The organism is Calothrix sp. CCY 0018, assembly GCF_963920925.1.
Lineage (GTDB): Bacteria > Cyanobacteriota > Cyanobacteriia > Cyanobacteriales > Nostocaceae > Rivularia.
Map to the genome: position 1 here is coordinate 19920 of NZ_CAWUDI010000071.1, position 18920 is coordinate 38839.

The window sequence follows — 18920 nt, forward strand, 5'->3', positions numbered from 1 at the left end:
GCAATGCTACGTCTTTAGATTAATCTCTTTTTTTCAAGAACAGATTATGCTACTTCCAATTTAATACTTTGACTTTCACTTAGTAGCTGATTATGGAAGAATTTTAGTAATGGCTTAACATGCACATCTTCTAACCATTCACTATCTATATCTTCAATCACGTGATGTTCTGCTATCAATTTGTTATTGCAAAAACGACGAATAATGGGATGTAAACTAGGACTTAAGTTAGCTCTTTTTACATCATCTTTGTGAATCCGCTCAACAGAAAATGGGTCTGGACTAGCAAATATTATATCGAGTCCAAATTCTAAGGTAATAGTGTAGTAATTTTCTTGCTTACCTAAATCGCTCTCATGTACATAGTCGGTTGGGATTTCTTTATAGTATCGTACCTTTTTATCATCTTCAGAAATTACAGCAAGGTCACATAAGTAGCCTGTTTGCTGCCATAAAGCCGAGCTTTTATTTACCCGTGTAATAATAGTCTCGACCAATTTTTTAGGAGTAGAATCAATTGTTTGACAAGGTAGCTGCAGGTCGTAATATTTAAGTTCTAATATTTGATGTAGTGCCCGAATATTATAGCGGAATCCATGAATGAAACCGGATTGTTTCTTTTTATAATCCCGCATATGAGTCAACACTCCGATAAAATATAAGTCTTTAATGTTAGTTGATTCCCATTCACTTGTTTGATTTGGGTAGCGATTATTGATAGTTAGCTCGGGCTGACATAATTCATCAAAGATAGAGTTATCAAAACGGAAGCCCGTACATATAATTACACGGTCATAAACTAAATCTTCGATTTCATCATTTGCATATTTGTAAGTAAATGAAACAATATATTTACCATTAATAAACTTGATTTTATCAACATTTGCATTCAAAACTACATTTTGCGACTTTAACTGATAAGTATCAAGGAAATTGTTATTAACTGCTCTTAGATGTCCTACGTACTTTGTTTTCCATCCCATCTTTACGGGTGTGGGACTAGCTATATGAATCAGTGAAGCTGTTGCAACTAAATTATCAGCAGTTTCAAAACCAGAATTTCCTTTACCAATAATTAATACCCGTTGATTAGCAAAATCTTCTGGATCTACAGATACATCTGTATAGTTTTCTGCTAACTCTATTCCAGGAATTTCTGGAACATATGGTTTACTAAAACCAGTCGCTACAATTAAACGAGACGCTGAATAAACATTACCATTGTTATCTATCACCATAAATTTATCGTTTTTGGCGATTCTAACAACTTGGCAATTATATTTTATATTTAGCTTGAAGTGCTTAGCAAAATCATCTAAATATCGAACTAAATCATCTGTATGGGGAAAATATTCTCTGCTGTAATTCTTAAACAGCATTTCTTCACTATCGCTTAATAACGAATTCCAATCCCAGCGAAGATTTATTTCTGAATCCTCATACCCTGTATAGACTTTATTAATTGAAATTAACTTTTTATGTCGAGGAAATTTATTGAAGAAGTTTCCAGCTTTATTTCCACCTTCAAGAATAAGATAATTGCGGTTAGCTTTTTCAAGATAATAACCAAGCTGTAATCCAGCGGGACCTGCACCAATAATTAAATATTCAAAATGTTGCATATTCTTAACTATCAAACACCTCTAAACTATTTGAAACAAAAAGTAATTAAAATTCAGTATTTAGAACTTAATTACTAATTATGTAACTATTCATCAGTATTACACGGCTACTTTTATAGCATTTTGATTTTTTCTGTGGTGCTTTTTAGCGTAAATCAACATCTCATCTGTAAATTCTGAATAGCTATCAAAAACTATTTCGATAGCTTCAATAGCTTTCTGTCTTTGTTCGGGTGTTAACTCTATATTATTTAGAAATTTTTCTGTCTCATCATATTCCAAACCACCTATAATGTGACCAGTTTCTACTTTTGCATGAGAAGAGCTAAAATATGAATATCTTTTTTTAGTTAGCTCCTGTAATTTATTACCTAAGTTAGCTAACAATGGTAAAGCGATAACTCCAGTAGCTTCTATTGCCTCAATAACAACCAATTTAATTAATAAATCTTGTTCAAAAAGGCATAAGGAAGATAGTTTATAGCATAATTCACGTGTTTTCTTTGTTTCTTCACCCCAAAGAAATTTCAAAGCATCGCTAAATTGAAGCGATTCATCAAAACCCATTTCTTTTAAATCTTTTATATACCAGTTCCAATGACGGCCATCTTCATATGAATGTCTATTTATCATCTCTTGAATTGGACTATCAGCTGGCTCCTTTCTGAGTATATAAGTGTTCAAATCTTTAAACATCATTGCAAAATAAGCAGCACAAGGTGCCCAACCAAGTCTTTCCATTGGAGCTATACTTTCGTCTGCCAAAAATTCAAAAAAATCTAACTTAGCAAACTCTTGCTTCTTCTTTTCAATATGTGCAAGAACTTCTTTCATTTCCAATACTCCTTATTAAACCTGCTTAATTACTAAAATCAAACAACGCTATTTCAAAGCTAAACAAATAATATTTCCTAGCTTTTATTTCGCGTTTAATTATCAGCTTGATTCCTAATAATTAATTTCTTCATCATTGTTTAATATTTTGTTACGCTTGATAACCGTAAATATATTTAATTGTCAGTCAATTTTGTCATTAAATCTTACTGGGTATAAAATATTGAAGTCTAAATTTAGAAGATACTAAATATATGGCTATCTAACAAATTAAAGGTACTGCTTATAACGTATAAAAGGTTACTAATACTCTATAAATATAAGTTAAAAGCTATATTATTTCGTTAAAATCAGCAGGCTATATAATTCACTTGTATTTCTTATGCAATGCATTCAACCAACCTACTTGCTTCTAAAATATATTTAGTTTTACTGATTGTCTGCGTATAATCACGCAAATAACAATAAACCATGACTTTTTATATCGTTTGATTATAAATTTTTATATTTATTTTAAAAGGTCAATAATTGCTCTAAACTGCTCCCTTAAAGAATCACAAGAATACAGTATTTATTTATACATCAAGCTGATATGCGTTAAATAAAGTGTTAATAAGCTTTAAGTTGCAGGTGACATTTTTTTTAAAATAGAGTATGTACCTTAAGATATAAAACAATTGAGTACAAATCTATCTTGTGACAGATAGAGTTTGGAATATATATCTAATCATTTTCATCATAAAAAAATACTTTCCACGGCGAATTTACTTTCTTAATGTAATTCTGGGATAGTGCATTCCCGTTGATTACGTCGCTTTCACCCAAAGCGTGTGGCTCATCGCATATACTAACGGACATGCTGGGCTAACCGCCCGGACGAAATTACGTTATTTTTGCGTAAGTCCTGTTCTAATTCAAAGGAATAAAAATTAATTAGATAGACTCGATCTTATTTACTTTGCATCAACAAATAAAAATGGCTGTTCGCTTAAATTGGAACAGCCATTTACTATTAATGATAAATAATTCTTTCGATGATACTTAAGTATCGTTAACGAAAAATTATCTTCAAACTCCTTTTAATAAAAGAGCGATTGAAAGTAATTTCCTTTATGGTTGCTGATTTATAGCTATATTAGCCCGAGGGGTAGCAACTATTGATTTCTGCAACATAGGGGTATTAGCAACCGAATTATTTGCCAAGGTAAATAATGGATTGGAAAGAATTCCAGCAATAGAGGTGGCAATTAAAGTTGTTATCAACCCTATTTGTAATGGTCTTAATCCAGGCAAATTCCAATTGATTGGAGGATAATTCTTCACTACATCCGACATTTCTTGAGGTTCTTTTACTACCATCATCTTGACGACGCGGATGTAATAGTAAATAGATACCACGCTAGTAACTAAACCCAGTAAAACTAAACCATACAAACCTGCTTGCCAACCTGCCCAGAATAGGTAGATTTTACCAAAGAACCCGGCTAAAGGAGGAATACCTCCCAAGGAAAGCAAAGAAAGGCTTAATCCTAAAGTTAAAAGCGGATCTTTCTGATATAAACCAGAGTACTCGGTAATTTGGTCGGTTCCCGTCCGTAAGGAGAACAGAATTACGCAGGTAAAACCGCAAAGGTTCATAAATAAATAAACTAGTAAGTAGAATATCATGCTGGAATATCCTGCTTCGCTGCCAGCAATTAAGCCAATCATCACAAACCCTGCTTGAGCAATGGATGAATAAGCTAGCATCCGTTTCATACTAGTTTGGGCAAGGGCAACCACGTTACCCAATATCATACTTAATACGGCTAATGCGGTAAATACGAATCTCCACTCATCGGCAACGAGAGGAAATACTGTTGTTAGCAAACGGATAGCTAAAGCAAAACCCGCAGCTTTGGAACCTACAGACAAAAACGCAATTACCGGAGTTGGTGCGCCTTCATATACATCTGGTGTCCACTGGTGAAAAGGTGCGGCAGATATTTTAAAACCTATACCAGCAATTACAAACACTAAGGCAATTACTACACCCAAGGATTGACCGAGGTTTGCTGTTTCGATGCCAGTGGCGATCGCGCTGAGTTGAGTTTGTCCGCCAGACAATCCGTAAAGCAGGGAAACACCATATAGAAATACAGCAGTACTTGAAGCACCAATTAACAAATATTTCAGCGCTGCTTCATTAGAACGCGGGTCGCGCTTGGTATAACCTGTTAATAAATAGGAGGAAATACTAAGAGTTTCTAAGGAGATGAAAATCATCACTAACTCGTTAGCACCGGATAGAAACATTCCTCCAAGCGTGGCAGTAAGCAAAATAGCGATAAATTCTGCTAATGCCGTACCACTTTGTTCAACGTAGCGAATTGACATCAAAATAGTAACGGCGGCACTTAGGGCAATAATACCGCGAAATACGATACTAAGGTCATCGCCATTGAAGGCACCAATAAATGAGATGGGATTAACATTATCCCATTGAAGATACAAAGCCACCAAAGAAGCAAGTAAACCTGCAATTGCTAGATACCCAATCCAGCGTGCGGACGAACGTCCTAAAATCAAGTCTACGATCAAAACCCCTAAAAAGGTGATTATTACAATCCCCTCTGGTACTATCGTTCCAGCATTTAACTGGGATGCAAGGTTAACAAAATCCATGAGATATACAGGTTTCGACTATTAGACTTTCACACTAACTGTGTTAATTCTATTGTTTTTTACTATTATTTCACCAAAATCATTCAAGATGAAAGTTAAATTCGACCTTTCAATCTGTATAGCTAAACATTTGTACTATCTTTTTTCCAAACTTACTCAAATCAAAAAGCACCTGTTGTAAGGTGCTTTCGGAATTATTAAATCTAACTTTTATGATTTTTCAGTCCCTAGTATGCTTAAATTTATCTATAAATCACTGAAGTAGTTGCTATACAAGGATCATTATTTTGTAGAATCAAAATTCGGGAACTAATCAAGTTTTTTGCTCTATCCCCCGTTCCCTCTTCTACGGCTATTTTATTAGCATAACAAGTACTGAAAAACCATTTTTATCTCAAATTTAAGCTTCGTGACGAACGCGAGGAGTACGTGCCCCGGCTGCTGCTCCAATCATTGATGCGATTAAACCCAGTAAAGAACCGAATACAAACCACCATAAACCTTTGGAAGTTGCGTCCGCAATTTGACTAGCTTGTTGTGCATTAATGGTGGGTACATTTTGGGGAATATCGGCACCTTGTACCTGTATCTGATTGATTACTTCTCCGGCATTATAAGCTGCAACACCGAAAGCACCAGATACACCGCTTGCTAGCAACCAAGAACTAACAGCTAAAGTTGTTGCCCAAAGAATTGCCCCATTTAATAAAGCTGTACTGCGATTCATGGGACCGCAAGCACGAGTTGTAATCCAGCCAGCAACAAACAAAGAGATTAACAAAGCAATCGTTGACCAAATGCCTACGTTACCTGCAATATTGGGTGCAATACTTCCAGGTGTAGTAGAGTCGGAAACGAAAGTTGCTCCAATTGCACCAAACAAAGCGCTCAAAATTAATTGAGTTGATAAACCAACCAACAAGCCAGATATAATCGGACCCCAACGAACGCGATCGTGATAATCAACTACTCTGCTTGCTACAACAGGTTCATTAATTACTTCTTCACCTACTCTATTTACATAAGACATTATTTAGATATCTCCTGACTTTTTAATTTTAACTAAAAACTTTTTGAGCAATACTACTGCTTATAATCAATTATTAAATGATAAATTTTAATTGTGCAAATCTATCCAACGGTATACTTATTAGCTCTATCTTTAGCTATAAAATATTGTGTTCAATTTTCAAGTAAAGTTAAATTTTGTTAAGGATATAATTTGATGATTTCTTGATGTTTTCTTTATAAAGATAAACCGATAAAGCAAAGATTCTTAAAAATAGTGTTTGTGTCAATGCTATACTGTAAGAAGGTTTGAGCTAGAAAAATATTTTTAATTATATCCTCAAAAAAGTTATTAGCTGTACCAGTACATGAATTCAAGATAATTGAAAATGACATTCTGGAGACATAATAATTAGAAAACAAAATTATTAAGTTACTGTCTCCAGAGTTCCTATAACTTACGAAAATTGTTAAAAATAATTATTCGTAAGTCATGTTTTGTGCTTGATATTATTCACGTATTTTAACGGCAGTACCTACAGCAGTAATTAGCAATAAAACACCCGATTGATCTACATTGATTGTGCCGGTATCAATTTCAATACCTACAACAGCATTTGCTCCCAAACGCTGCGCTCGTTTTTCTAATTCTGAAAGTGCTTTTTGCTGACCTTCTTCAAACAAACGCTCGTAGCTACCCGTGCGCCCACCGATAATATCTCTCAAACCAGCGAAAAAATCTCGCATGAAATTACTGCCGTAAACAACTTCTGCCGTTACAACCCCTAAATAGGATTCAACAATAGCTCCTTGAATGACATCAGTAGTCGTTATAATCATATATCTGCCTTCACAACTGGTTTCTAATTCCAATTGTGATAGATTTTGCAATCAAATAAATCCCCCACTCTGAGAAGATGTTTGGAAAGTGAATATTTTGTCAAAAGTACAGCTATTGCGGTAAGCGAAGGAATTAACACAATAATTAAAGCTTCGTAAAGATCGGCGTGCTACAAATGCATTAAAAACGCAGATATATCTTGAGAATAATCGATTACTCTCTAAATAAACCCTGCAAGAAACCATTCGTATTTAGGGATAAACAAGAAATTAGCGTTAGCTTAAGATTATATAGTATGGCTTAATTGTAGGCAGCAATACATTTAAAAAATACTTAACGAGAAACAACTATCCAATACATCCGATATATTTACTCTTTAATAAGCTAATTTGAAACCGCGAAATTACTTAATACAAAGGTTTATTGCTTGAAATAGCATAAGAACATTCGACAACCGAATAATTACTTAGAAAAAACGTTTTTATATAGCCGTTACGATAAATTAATTATAAAGTTCAGAAAAAGTCAGCAAATAGAGTTTTCAAAATTCAATATTTTTGTTTTAATGGACAAGCATAAATTTAAGTTGTGGTAAAGTTGCGAAAACTTTCAGGTATTCAACTGTGTACAATCAAACATATTCTCTAATCGGTGTTCTCATGATAGGAAGTATTGCTTCTGCAATGCCTCCTGCGGCTCGAGCTGAAATAAAAGTGGCGCAGTCTAAAAGCACCCAGCAGGTAAAAATACTGCTGGATGAAGGGCGCAATCTAGTAAAATCTGGTGATTATAATGGCGCAATCAGAGTTTATCAAGAAGCTTCGAGCTTAGAACCAAAAAACGGCAGTATTTATTCTGGTATCGGTTACTTGTATGCTCAGCAAGGGAATTATCGTGCAGCATTAGCATCTTACCGTCGTGCTGTGTCCTTAAATCCCGATAATGCGGATTATCAATATGCTTTAGCTTACGTTAGCGGTAGCATGGGCGATAATAAAACTGCAAAAGATGCTTATCGTAAATCCATACAAATTGACCGTGAAAACGTTAATTCTTACATCGGATTAGCTTTAATCTTATTACGTTTAGGCGAATACGATAGCGCTAAATGGGCATATGAGAAGGTAGTAGAATTAGATCCAAAGAACCCCCAAGCTTACGAATTACGGGGTAGAATTTTGATGAACAAAGGCCAGTCGAAAGAAGCAGCAGGAGCTTTGAAGAAAGCACTAAATTTGTACGAAAGCCAGAAAAAATGGGATGCTGTTGCTCGGATAGATGCAATGTTGCGGAAAATTGAGGGGTAAATTACTTGCGATTTTCCCTTTAATAACGGATAAAAAGTGACTGATGATTTCTGCTCGCTTTCAAGACTAAGACAATCTAGGCATTCACTGAGAATTAACTCACATGAATAAATAGGATTGCATCACCAGAGCATATTTTGTTTTTTGTTTGCTCGTGTCGCTTACTCGATTGGTATTGGCTCGAAGCAAGGTGGGAATTAATAATTCTACTATACTTATCCCACTTGCTTCATTCTCAAGCAATAACCTTATTGTTACTAATGCTAGATAATAAAATACTTATTTTTAAAAATTTTAAACAAGCCTTTTAAATTATATTAAGATTCCAAACGTAAGCTTGAAATAATTATGAAACATCTTTGTATGTAATTGCGAGCGTTCTTGAAGCTCTTGCGACTGCTTATAGAGGTAGCTTATAGACACCTCAGACGTTTTCGTAATCAAATATCTATCCATTTCATTTTTCGCTTCTACCTTAATTAATATTATTTTCCTAGATTACATTTGCCAAGTAACCTAACATAAGAGATAATTCAAAACTGAGGTATTTGCACCTAAAGATGTAAATGCTTGTTTCTCAAGATTAAATCATAAAAACGTGTACAATTAGCTTTCCAAAGTTTTATAAGCATTTTTTATTGCCAACCAATTGTTAGCAATAGGCATTCGCCAACCAGTACCGAAAGCGCGATCGGTAATTTTGATTCCTGGGGGTGCCTGTCGCCGTTTAAATTCTGCACGAGTCACCATTTGAATAACTCTATTGACAACTGCTGTGTCATGCCCTGCTGCAATTATTTGCTCTGCTGATTGATAATCATTAATTAAACGCTGCAAAATGTCGTCTAAAATTTCGTAATCTGGTAATGAATCTTGGTCAATTTGGTTGGGTTTTAGTTCAGCACTCGGTGGCTTAACTAAAACATTTTGCGGAATAACTTCGCCGTTTCTGTTTAACCAATGGCAAATCGAATAAACGCGGGTTTTGGGAACATCGGCAATTACAGCTAAACCACCATTCATATCGCCGTATAAAGTACAGTAACCAACCGCCATTTCCGATTTATTACCAGTTGATAGCAGAAGATAACCAAATTTATTTGAAATTGCCATTAATAAGCTACCGCGAATTCTAGATTGGATATTTTCTTCAGCTAATCCAAATTCAGTGTTTGCGAATAATTCTGCAAAAGTACCGTCATAAGACTTCATTAAATCTCCTATTGGCAGCTTTTGCGTGGTTATGCCAAGATTTTTCGCCAAGTCATCGGCATCTTTAATTGAAGATTCCGAGCTATAAGGAGAAGGCATCAATACACCCAGTACCGAATCCTTACCTAACGCTGCCGTGGCGCACGCCGCAACAATCGATGAATCAATACCGCCACTCAAACCCAACACTACTTTAGAAAAACGGCACTTTTGCACGTAATCCCTTACTCCCAATACCAAAGCCTGCCAAATTTCTTCGTCTTCGCATTCACAATTGGGGGCAATTGAGCCTACGTTTAAATCATGTTTCTGCTTATCAAATTCTAGTTGAAGTAAATCGGTATCAAAACCACGAGCGCGAGAAGTTACTTCACCGCGTTTATTCAAAGCAAAACTTCTACCATCAAAAATTAAATCGTCATTACCACCTACCTGATTTACATAGATAATTGGCGTATTAAAGCGCATCGCAGTATGTTTTAACATAGCTTCGCGAAAGCTTTGTTTACCAAATGTATAAGGTGAAGCTGATAAATTAACAACTATATCTACATTTGATTTGAATAATTCGGCAATCGGATTGATGGAATAACTGCGTTTGCCAAAAAATTCTTCATCATTCCATAAGTCTTCGCAAACTGTCACGCCGAATTTGACATTATTTAAAGTAAAATAATTGGCTTTATTACCAGGTTCAAAATATCGATGTTCGTCAAAGACATCATAAGTTGGTAGCAATCGCTTATGAAAAATCTGTTTTACTTTTCCTTCAACAAGTAAAGCAATGCTGTTATAAAGAGATTTTCCTCCCGCAATATGTGCTTTTGTATTTTCTTGGGCGGTTCCTACTAATACCGCTAAACTAGCAGGTAAATCTCTAGCTAACTGCTGCAAAGCTATATTCATAGCCTTTAAAAAATCAGGCTTTAATAACAAATCCCGTGGAGGATAACCACATAAAGAAAGTTCGGGAGTTAATAATAAATCGGATTTATCTGCTATTGCTTTGTTGGCAGCTTCGATAATTTTTTGAGTATTGCCAGGTATATCGCCAATAATTGGATTTATTTGAGCTATTGTAATTTTCATGTGGGGAGTAGAGAATGGGGAATAGGTAACGGGGAACAGTAAAAAGATATGATATTAATATTTTTAGTTAATGTTTTTATCTAGATTACGTCATATTATTATGGTCATATAGTGCTTTATAGTAATTAAATAAAAACTAAAGGCTTATCTTTAAAATGTGCAAAAGCTTCAGCATCAAACTTATATAAACTAGCAGGACGACCGGCTCCCCGCGATACTTTTATTTTGGTATCGCATAAAAAACCTAATTTTAATAAGCGAGCGCGAAAATTAGAATAGTCAGAAAAATTTTCTCCTAAAACAGTAGTATAAAACTGGTATAAATCGTTCAACGTAAACTTTTCTGGTAATACATCAAAAGCGACAGGAGAATACTCTAATTTATTTCGCAAACGCTTGTATCCGTATGAAATTATTTCATTGTGGTCAAATGCTAATGATGGTATTTCTTTTACCGGATACCAAGCTACATCGGCAATGCTATCGGTAATTAATTGTGCTTCTTCAAATCGTACTAAAGCAAAATAACTTACTGATAAATAACGCACTCCATAACTATCGCTTGCTTCCCTGGGGTCGCGTTGGGGGCCGCCAAAAGTATATAATTGCTCTAAATAAAGGTTTTTAACACAAATTTTCTCAGCCATAATTCTATAGGCAGCATCTTCTAAAGACTCTCCTTCACGAACTAAAGTACCTGGAAGACCCCAAGTTTGTGCAAATGGCTCTGAAGGGCGCATTATTAATAGAACTAATAGCCTATTTTGAGCAATATCAACTGAAAAAATTGCATTATCAACACCGACTTTAAAATCAGCTAAGGGCTGTTGATTTAAGGTTGGGAAAGTTTTGTTTTGGTTGAGTCTTGGCATTCGTATAAATGCTTTTGATTAATATAAGCAGCTACGGAGGGTGTCAAAGCTTGAGTATCGCCGTGTTCGCGATACGCTGTTGAAGAAACATCTAATCCTGTTAAATTCGCTACAGTAATTTCTCCTCCTAATTCACGTACATGAAGCAAACTACTTTCATCTATCGTATATCCCGGTCTTGGTATCACCAATATTTCTGCTTGTTGCAACAAATCTTCAATTTTATACCAACGTTGAAATTGATCGAGTAAATCCGAACCAATTATGACAACAAATTCAGTCTCTTTACCCCAGCGTTGTTTAGCATTTTCTACTGTTGTAACGGTTCTTAAATGGCTTAATTCCTGTTCTAAATGGATATTTTGCCTTGGTGGGCTAATATCAGCAATCAATAACAGCAACATTTCAACGCGATTTTCTAAAGGTGTTTGATGAGATTTAAAAGGATTATTTGCCGCCCAAACTGCTACTAAATCGTAATGATAAGATAACCAAACTAAAACTGCTTGATGTCCTGCTGTTGGTGGATCTGCACTTGTACCAAATAATGCAATTTTCATTAGTTAGTTGATAGTTGTTAGTTGTTAGTCGTTAGTTGCTAATTATTAAATTTATAAGATGAATCATCAAAACTATTAAATATTTTTTGTACCTGTTTACTATTCCCTATTCCCTATTCCCTTTATTTGTTTGCTCGGTTAACTGTTGTAGAGAAGCTGAAATTTCTACTGGCATTGATGTAGATGAATCTAAGTTTCTAATCTGAGCAGATAAACTAGCAACTGAAGCGGCTGTTCGTTTTCTTATTGTTTCAATCGTATAAGGCGCTTCTAAACGTCTACCATCTTTCATAAATAATTTTAGTAAAGGTTGCTTGTCTGGATAATTTTCCGAAACTAATCCCAAAGTATCTTTCTTCAGTTTACCTTTTACGAACTCGCGAAAAATTTGCTTTCTTCCTGGATAACTAAGCTTGCCGCTAGACTGCTTCATCACCGGAATACCGTCTATTTCTACAAGTTTGTAAACTCCATTTACTGGCTTACCTGTCACCAATCGGGTTCCTATGCCATAACCATCAATTTGAGCATTCTTACTTTTAAGTCTGCTAATTTCCCATTCGTCTATATCTCCACTCGCAAAAATTGATACGTCTGGCAAAATTTCTTTGACTTGTTTTGATAATGCTACCAAATCTCCAGAATCTAATCTCACTCCCGTTAACTTTATTTTTCCGGCTTTTACTTTAACTGCCAATTCACGAGCGGCAGCGATTGTATCATAAGTATCAATTAACAAGGGTGCCCCTGGGAAGTATTGATGAAATGCACTAAAAGCCTGTTCTTCACTACCTTCTAAGGCACAAAGAGCCATAACTAAAGCGTGAGCCATTGTACCGCTGGGTTTTTCACCAAGTTTCAGTGCTGCCAACACGTTAGATGTCGCATCAAAACCTCCTGCTAATGCCGCTCTTGCCGCCCACAGCGACGCTTGAGGACTAAATGCTCGTCTCGAACCAAATTCCAATAATGTTGTTTTTTCTCCGGCAACATCTCGCGATCGCGCTGCTCTAGTTGCAATCAATGTCTGGTAATTTAAGGTATTAAGCAAGTAAGTTTCTACCAATTGCGCTTGCCATAAAGGTGCTTCAATTCGTAACAAGGGTTCGAGAGCAAACACCGCAGTACCTTCCTCTACTGCCCATACATCTCCCGTAAATTTACCTTCTGTTAATAATGACCAAAATTCCACTGGTGCCGATGCAAAAATTCCCGTATCTTGCAAAGCCTTTATCTGTTTATCATTAAATCTAAAATTTTCCAGATATTCCAACACTTGCGCTAACCCCATCGCGATCGCATAACCAAATCCTTCTGGAAATCTCCTAGCAAACACTTCAAAACAAGCTGTTTTCTGATGTACATTTTCACCCCTATAACAAGCCGCCATCGTCAATTGATAAAGGTCTGTCAGCAAGCTATAATCCTCGCTGGAGATAGTTAATTGCTCGGACATTAAGGTATTCTCGCGGTTAAACAAACTTGTCATTCTTTATGCACCTTGACAAAACCTATCTGTATTTATGGTAGTTTTCACCATAAATCATGTCAAGAGGTAAAAAGTTAGGAATTAGAAAGTTTATATTTCTCCCCATCTCCTGTTCCCTGATTTGTTTAATTTTGGGTTACGATAAATAATGGTTCTTCCATTACAGATGGAAATCTAAAGAATTACAAAGCAAATTGAATAATCGTTGCAAATATTTTCGATATGTGTAGAAGTCGAATTTATTTTTGATATTGGAATTACATTAAAGGTATCGAGTTTTAAAACAAAAAATAAAAACTGAAGGAGATTACCTTTATGTTTATTTCCAAAATGCTTTCAAATATAGCTCAGTACATTTCTGAAGCGGTAATGCGGATTTTTGGCCCTAGCGATGATGCTTATCCAAATAGTGGTGTTCAGCCATTTACAGGTGAGATTTATAAAAAAAGCACAGTTAGTACATGGTAAATCATAAAAACAAAGATGAGTGAATCAAAAATAAGGCCGGTGGTGAAAGACAACTTTAAACCACCGGCTTTTCTAATAAAGAATTTGCAATGCAACAATTTTTAGATTTTCATATTTAATTTTATTCTTAAGTTAATTGACGAAGCAAATGTTGCTGCCGATTAAATTCCTTTTGTTCTGGTGTTAGTACGTCGTAGTTAATTGGGGGACGCATTTCCCACTGTAGCTCAGCTAAAAGCAGTAAACTCATTCCCATTATTAAACCAGTAGCCAGAAATTGTTTTCCACCACAGTAGGATAAAAGCAAAATTCCGAATAAATGAATTGCTGCCGTAATTAAAAAAGTGCGCGATCGCACTGCCCATGCTGTGATGACATAACCAATTGCACTTAATCCCAACCATAAGGGACACAAACGCATCAAGACTTGTCCCCAACCTAGAAAAATGCCTAAATCAGTCAGGAGAACACCCCCCAGCATCAAAGCCACCCAAGCATATATCAACCAGCGCAAACGTTCTACGCTTACCCACAACCAGGTAAATGCAATCATTGTTGCCGTACCTATAGCGGTAAACGTTGTCCATAAAATTGCTTGAGTAGTCCAGCTAATGGGTAAATATTGCGCTGTAATAAATATTCCTGCACATATTATGCCCCAAACTATAAAAACTTGGTCTATTCGAGTATAAAACCCGGAAATAATTCTTATATTGCCAATTTTGCCACTTATACGCCAAATACCTTGTAAATCCTGGTAATCTAAATCTTCCTGCTTATTGCGGAGGAATGGTTGAGATAACGTCAAAAAAGTCATTAGCAGTCATCCGCCGTAAGGAACATATTTCTAATATCTATAGAAGTATTTTAATAACTCTTCATGAACTTTTGCAACCCGTTGTCAATAAAAATACAGAAAATTAGTTCGTTTATAAGTTTTTTGAGAACAATGTTCGTGGTAAACCATCTATATGTCTAAACAAATAAAATTGCTTTCAAGTAAAAGTAAAGAGTTTTCAACAGTAAAGTTTCTCAATTTTTAAAAATAAGTTAAATTTTATAGGACTTACGCAACGGTAATGATAAATTAGGTATTCCCAACGTTGACATCCCCCCAACCTACCTTAAAAAAGAGGGGCTTTGCATAAGTCCTATTTTAAGTGAAAAACTTTATTGAAGAATCAACTGATTTAACACAAAAGCTAAAGCCGCGCTTCCCAAGGGAACGGTTAAATTATCGATACCAAGAATTGAAATCGCTTCTAAACCAGTAGCAACTAAAGCTACAACTATCGATATTACCCAAGTTTCCCAAGTATTACCTTGTACGCTTTGTAAAACTAAAATACAAATAATAAAGCTAACTAATGTCATAGTTAGAGAGCCTTCTAAACTTTTTTGACCTCCTAATACATTATATTTATGCTTACCAAAACGCTGACCTACGAGGGCTGCTAATCCATCTCCCCATGCCATAATTAATATTCCTATTACGGCATAAAATGGTTGTTCTAAATACCAAAACCAGCCAATTAAAACGCCAATACTAACAGAATAGAAAAAAGTCCCCAAACTTTTACGTCCGACACTATTTATACCGGGAAAAATTGGGAATCGATAGGACAATAAAGTAAATGCGCTCGCTAAAATCGAAGCAGCGATACCTATACTTGCAGGAATATCTAGCCACCAAGCAAGTAGAATCACATTACCAGTACCAATGTGAACTATCTTGCGGATAATTTCCGAATCGCTTTTAGCAAAACGTTTGACTCCCCCCGCACTCAGAAGAATCAGCGACACCCAAATACCAACGGCTACGACTTGCAGCCACATAGGCGGAATCGAATCTATAACAGTAAATGAACTCAAGTTAAATATAATTAATTAGAAATTTTTTCCCTTACTACCAATTTATCGGATTTTCGTTACCGTATTCCAAACTATGAAACTATTATTTATTTGGTTTATTCGGTTCTACCGGATGTTTATCTCACCACTATTTCCCCCAACTTGTCGGTTTCAACCCACTTGTTCGATGTACGCTATGCAAGCGATCGAACGTTTCGGAGTGTTGCGGGGTTCTTGGTTGGGTATTCGCCGTATTTGCCGCTGTCATCCATTTCATCCCGGTGGTTACGATCCAGTTCCGGAACAGGATGGGAGGTGAGGGGATGGGAGGGGGGATGGGGAGATAGGGAGAAAAGGAGACAAGGGGACAAGGAAGGGGACAAGGGGAAGAATTAAAATTACTAATTAGTAATTACTAACTCTTTTAATCCAAAATCCAAAATCTAAAATACATTAATGCGACCTTATCACTATATTGAAATTGTTGAATGTGGCGAACCTTTGGTAGAGATTCCGTTGTCAGATTTTGCGGTGGAATCTCCTCATCCTTATCAGAAGTTAGGGGCACCTTATGGAGAACATTCTCCTTATTTTTTGCGTGAAACTCTTGTGGATTATTTGATAGAGGCTCAAAATTATCTGCAAAAATTACATCCCGATTGGCGTATTCAAATTTTTGATGCTTATCGCCCTGTGGCGGTGCAGAAGTTTATGGTTAACTATACTTTTTCTCAAGCTGTAGAGGAAAAGGGATTAACTGAATCAAGTTTGTCAGAAACACAAAGGCAAGGTATTTGGGAAGAGGTTTATAAAATTTGGGCTGAACCTAGTTTGGATCGAAAAACTCCTCCTCCTCACTCTACTGGTGGTGCGGTGGATGTAACTTTGGTTGATGAAATAGGACAAATAATAGATATGGGTTCGCCGATTGATGAGCTTTCGGATCGATCGCTTCCCGATTATTACGCCGATATTCAACAAGAAGTTTTACAATATCACGCGAATCGTTTGTTATTAAAATATGTGATGGAAAAAGCGGGATTTACACGCAATCCTAGAGAATGGTGGCATTATTCATTTGGGGATCAAATGTGGGCTTGGTTGAATAATGAAGCGAATGGGAATAAGAAATGTGTTGCTTGTTATGGAAGGTTGTTTTGATTAATAGTTGGGTATGTGACTAGGCTGTTTACTTTGTACCTTTTTAGCGGTTAAAACTTCATGCAAAAAATGCGTTGGTGTTCAAGATATTGCCCTCTCCCCCTCCCCTCTCCCAAGCTTGGGAGAGGGGTGCCGGAGGCGGGGTGAGGGCTACGCTGCTGTGGCATAAAAGTTGTGTGAACTTTAAGCGCGAAAATCCTATCAAATTCAACATCCTAGTGTGTGACGCTTCGATAAATTAAGCAACAAGGTTCGTAGTAAGCCATTTCTCGCTAGTCTTAGAGGACTAAAGTCCTTACTACGAACCACCCTACAACGATCAACTTTGCGATAAACGTTTCACTTCTTCACCCCCTAGCATCTTGTCTACTTGTGCAAGGATTTGAGGAATTTTATCGGCATGAGGACTGTTTTGTAGAAATGGTTTGAAGTCTAATTGATCGATTTTATCGGCTTTATTTCCAGGAAACCAATGTCCTCCTTTTCCTAAAAGGTTGTAGCGCATTTTTGCATATTCTGTCATATCGTAAGCAACGGCTAAGTTCCGCAACCACAAAACCATCGGGATATTTACGTTTCCCGGTGTTTCTTCTTGTTTGGGTAAGCCAACGTGCCAAGTTTTTGCCCAGTCTTCTCCTAAAGTGGCGATCGCCTCTTGTTCTAATTTTTCTAAAATCGGCGGTAACACTTTATTAGCTTTATCTAATAAGTTAATGGTTTTCAAATGTTCGTCAAAATCGCTGGGTTTTGAAGCACCTAATGATAAGGTATGCACTTGAGGATGGCTCAAACAAAACAAGTCGTTAAATACCATCGGTGATAAAGGAGAGCAAAGTTTAACTAACTTTTCTGGTGGATCGTAAAGTCTACCGCCTTTGTCGGAAGGGCTAATTATAAATACTCCCATATCGTGACGAGTGGCAGCTTCTATCGCAGCCCAATTACTTTGATTAATATAATACCAATGCAGGTTGACATAATCGAATTGATTAGTATTAATTGCTTCAACAATAATATCAGTTGGCCCGTGAGTAGAAAAGCCGATAAATTTAACTTTTCCTTGAGCTTGAAATTTTCTGACAATATCTAAACAGCCACCAGGGCGAATTGTATTTTTTAAAGTTTCGGCATTATTAATACCGTGAATTCCTAATAAATCAATATAGTCTAATTGCAGATTTTTTAAAGATTGTTCTAAAGTTTTTTCAAATTCTTTTGCATCTGCCTTTGGGCCTACTTTGGTTTGTACGATTAATTTATCGCGATTGAATTTCGGTAAAATTTTGCCTAACTGTATTTCTGAAGTACCGTAACCGCGAGCAGTTTCAATATGGTTTATACCAATTTCTAAAGATTTTTTAATCGTTGCTTCCAGATTTTCCTGGTTTTTGCGGGGAATCTCTTCTTCAGGTACATCTTGCCATTTATACTGATATCTCATCCCACCGCAGGAAAACACGGGCATTTGTAATTCGGTGCGTCCAAATCTTCTGTAAAGCATCGGGTAAATTAGGATTTGATAATAAAGAGTTACTAAAATTAATATTAACTAGTATCGATGCGGATTTACGTATATAAACCTGATTTTTCCTTAAAATTTAACCATTTGGGAATGTTTGCATTAGTGCAGCGGTAGATATAACTCCCAGCCTCATAGCAGAAGTCGATAATATAAAATTGATCGTAGTTTTTTTTTAATATTATTAGTCCATTTTAATGGACTTCTGCTATTAGCCTGGGGTTTTCAACCCCAGGTGGACTAGGTTTTACTAGAGAAAACAATCATATTCCCTGTATATCATCCTGCGTTACGGCATTTTCTATTTACTCAGGACTTACGCAACCGCAACCAAAAAGCAGGCATTCACAACTCTTAGATCCCCCCAACCCCCCTTTTTAAGGCAGGGCTGTTTCATTCTAAAAAGGAAAATAATAATAGGAT

General features: G+C 36.1%; 17 protein-coding genes. 4 read left to right on the forward strand and 13 right to left on the reverse strand.

What is annotated here, in order from left to right; translation table 11 throughout:
* Positions 1–44: 44 nt before the first annotated feature.
* The 6 genes from ACM03V_RS32200 to ACM03V_RS32225 form a co-directional block, all read right to left on the reverse strand.
* Complete coding sequence (locus ACM03V_RS32200; protein WP_414624884.1) at positions 45–1622, reverse strand: NAD(P)-binding domain-containing protein; 1578 nt, start codon at positions 1620–1622, stop codon at positions 45–47.
* Positions 1623–1721: 99 nt separating this feature from the next.
* The gene (locus tag ACM03V_RS32205; protein ID WP_414624885.1) at positions 1722–2456 is read right to left on the reverse strand and encodes a hypothetical protein; all 735 of its coding nucleotides are present in this window, start codon (positions 2454–2456) and stop codon (positions 1722–1724) included.
* 723 nt (positions 2457–3179) lie between these two features.
* On the reverse strand, positions 3180–3314 hold the full coding sequence (locus ACM03V_RS32210; RefSeq protein WP_414624886.1) for a hypothetical protein: 135 nt from the start codon (positions 3312–3314) through the stop codon (positions 3180–3182).
* A gap of 252 nt (positions 3315–3566) precedes the next feature.
* Positions 3567–5120, reverse strand: a complete 1554-nt coding sequence (locus ACM03V_RS32215) for an NAD(P)H-quinone oxidoreductase subunit N (protein WP_414624887.1) — start codon at positions 5118–5120, stop codon at positions 3567–3569.
* Positions 5121–5520: 400 nt separating this feature from the next.
* The gene (locus ACM03V_RS32220; protein WP_414624888.1) at positions 5521–6150 is read right to left on the reverse strand and encodes a hypothetical protein; all 630 of its coding nucleotides are present in this window, start codon (positions 6148–6150) and stop codon (positions 5521–5523) included.
* A 488-nt stretch (positions 6151–6638) separates the two neighbouring features.
* Positions 6639–6968, reverse strand: coding sequence for a YbjQ family protein (locus tag ACM03V_RS32225; protein ID WP_414624900.1), 330 nt, complete (start codon positions 6966–6968; stop codon positions 6639–6641).
* Positions 6969–7592: 624 nt separating this feature from the next.
* Between ACM03V_RS32225 and ACM03V_RS32230 the strand changes: the two genes are divergently transcribed.
* Positions 7593–8276 carry a tetratricopeptide repeat protein gene (locus tag ACM03V_RS32230; RefSeq protein ID WP_414624889.1) on the forward strand — a complete coding sequence of 228 codons (684 nt, stop codon included), beginning with the start codon at positions 7593–7595 and terminating at the stop codon, positions 8274–8276.
* A 606-nt stretch (positions 8277–8882) separates the two neighbouring features.
* On the opposite strand, the gene ACM03V_RS32235 is transcribed toward ACM03V_RS32230, so the two are convergent.
* From ACM03V_RS32235 to ACM03V_RS32250, 4 genes are all read right to left on the reverse strand, one after another.
* Positions 8883–10577 carry an NAD+ synthase gene (locus tag ACM03V_RS32235; protein WP_414624890.1) on the reverse strand — a complete coding sequence of 565 codons (1695 nt, stop codon included), beginning with the start codon at positions 10575–10577 and terminating at the stop codon, positions 8883–8885.
* Between the two features lie 125 nt (positions 10578–10702).
* Positions 10703–11449 (reverse strand): NUDIX hydrolase, encoded by a 747-nt coding sequence (locus ACM03V_RS32240; protein ID WP_414624891.1) that lies wholly within the window; start codon positions 11447–11449, stop codon positions 10703–10705.
* A complete protein-coding gene (locus ACM03V_RS32245; protein ID WP_414624892.1) occupies positions 11410–12009 on the reverse strand; it encodes a nicotinate-nucleotide adenylyltransferase in 600 nt (199 codons plus the stop codon). Before ACM03V_RS32245 ends, ACM03V_RS32240 begins: the two co-directional genes overlap by 40 nt.
* A gap of 106 nt (positions 12010–12115) precedes the next feature.
* Positions 12116–13498, reverse strand: coding sequence for a nicotinate phosphoribosyltransferase (locus ACM03V_RS32250; protein WP_414624893.1), 1383 nt, complete (start codon positions 13496–13498; stop codon positions 12116–12118).
* A 315-nt stretch (positions 13499–13813) separates the two neighbouring features.
* On the opposite strand from ACM03V_RS32250, the gene ACM03V_RS32255 reads away from it, so the two are divergent.
* Positions 13814–13966, forward strand: a complete 153-nt coding sequence (locus ACM03V_RS32255; protein WP_414624894.1) for a hypothetical protein — start codon at positions 13814–13816, stop codon at positions 13964–13966.
* Between the two features lie 127 nt (positions 13967–14093).
* On the opposite strand, the gene ACM03V_RS32260 is transcribed toward ACM03V_RS32255, so the two are convergent.
* Positions 14094–14783 carry a hypothetical protein gene (locus tag ACM03V_RS32260; protein WP_414624895.1) on the reverse strand — a complete coding sequence of 230 codons (690 nt, stop codon included), beginning with the start codon at positions 14781–14783 and terminating at the stop codon, positions 14094–14096.
* A gap of 353 nt (positions 14784–15136) precedes the next feature.
* Positions 15137–15802 (reverse strand): diacylglycerol/polyprenol kinase family protein, encoded by a 666-nt coding sequence (locus ACM03V_RS32265; protein WP_414624896.1) that lies wholly within the window; start codon positions 15800–15802, stop codon positions 15137–15139.
* Positions 15803–15911: 109 nt separating this feature from the next.
* On the opposite strand from ACM03V_RS32265, the gene yidD reads away from it, so the two are divergent.
* Together yidD and ACM03V_RS32275 are read left to right on the forward strand one after the other, a co-directional pair.
* Positions 15912–16136, forward strand: a complete 225-nt coding sequence (gene yidD, locus ACM03V_RS32270; protein WP_414624897.1) for a membrane protein insertion efficiency factor YidD — start codon at positions 15912–15914, stop codon at positions 16134–16136.
* A 137-nt stretch (positions 16137–16273) separates the two neighbouring features.
* Positions 16274–16978 carry a M15 family metallopeptidase gene (locus ACM03V_RS32275; protein ID WP_414624898.1) on the forward strand — a complete coding sequence of 235 codons (705 nt, stop codon included), beginning with the start codon at positions 16274–16276 and terminating at the stop codon, positions 16976–16978.
* Between the two features lie 319 nt (positions 16979–17297).
* On the opposite strand, the gene ACM03V_RS32280 is transcribed toward ACM03V_RS32275, so the two are convergent.
* Positions 17298–18479 carry an aldo/keto reductase gene (locus ACM03V_RS32280; RefSeq protein ID WP_414624899.1) on the reverse strand — a complete coding sequence of 394 codons (1182 nt, stop codon included), beginning with the start codon at positions 18477–18479 and terminating at the stop codon, positions 17298–17300.
* Positions 18480–18920: the final 441 nt, after the last annotated feature.